This is a genomic window from Streptomyces sp. NPDC097129, assembly GCF_055668065.1.
In genome coordinates, this window is the sequence record NZ_JBVOQE010000119.1 from 1 (window position 1) to 1,057 (window position 1,057).

General features: G+C 62.3%; 1 protein-coding gene. It reads right to left on the minus strand.

Going from position 1 to position 1,057, the window contains the following annotated elements; translation table 11 throughout:
• On the minus strand, nt 1-306 hold a 306-nt coding region (locus tag AC0B9F_RS38545; RefSeq protein WP_472010519.1), incomplete at its 3' end, for an arsenate-mycothiol transferase ArsC.
• Nucleotides 307-1,057: the final 751 nt, after the last annotated feature.

Consider the following 1,057-nt stretch of genomic DNA (forward strand, 5'->3'; position numbering starts at 1 on the left):
GTCGGTGTCCCAGTTCTCGAAGTCGGTACCGGCGACGGGATCGACCTTCGCTTCGCTGCCCAGGGTGACGACGAGGTCGACATTGCGCACCAGTTGCGGATCGATCAACGTCGGGGTCTCACCGGAGATGTCCACCCCGACCTCGAGGAGCGTTTCGGCGGACAGGGCGTTGACCGCGTCGCCGGGTTTGGTGCCGGCCGAGTACACGTCCACCTGGTCGCCGGCGGCTTTGCGCATGAGGCCGGCGGCCATCTGGGATTTGCCGCCGTTCTTGACGCACACGAACAGCACTGAAGGCTTGCTCATCGAAGTTCCTTTCGCTGGGTGTGGGAGTCAGACGGCGTCTACGGTGTGGCCGGCTGCGTCGAGCGTGTTGGCGGTGATGTCGCCGCGGTCGGCCAGCCAGCGTTCGGCGTCGATTGCTGCGGCGCATCCGGTGCCGGCAGCGGTGATCGCCTGACCTGTCGGTGTTCGGTTCTGCCGGGGTATCACCGAAAGAAATGCCGCTTCGAGCGGCCGCTTGCCGATAAGCGCAAGACGGGCACCGATCCTGAAAAGCCACTGGACACCTTCGGTGCCGGCGGCTTAGTCATATCTGGGCCAGGGAGACGGGTTGCATCAGATGCAAGATTGATGCTTCTGATGTGGTGCCAATTGCCCTTCGTTTCCGGTGGTCAGTGTCGTCCGGGGAGGTCGACTGGCGGATGTGCAGGATTCGAAACGGGCGGTATTCATAGCCAGGAAGCCGCACCGCTATAGATCGTGGCTCCTCGTACGGGTTGCTGGGGATTTCCATTCCCCGGCGCTATACGCTCACTTCGATCGAGTCCTGTTGCAGAACCGTCAACAGCGTTAAGCTCGATGTTTGACCGCCGATCCACTGCGTAGTTGAAAACGGCTGGGCAGTTGAACGGTTTGTCAGGCTATGCGGGTGTGCGACCGTGGCTCTCACCAGGAGCAGCCTGCACCCCTCAGGTACAGGAGCACACTCACGTGACGTCCTTCGAGCGGGCCATCCTTTCACCGGCCGCAACGACACCTTCACTGTCCGTCTCCG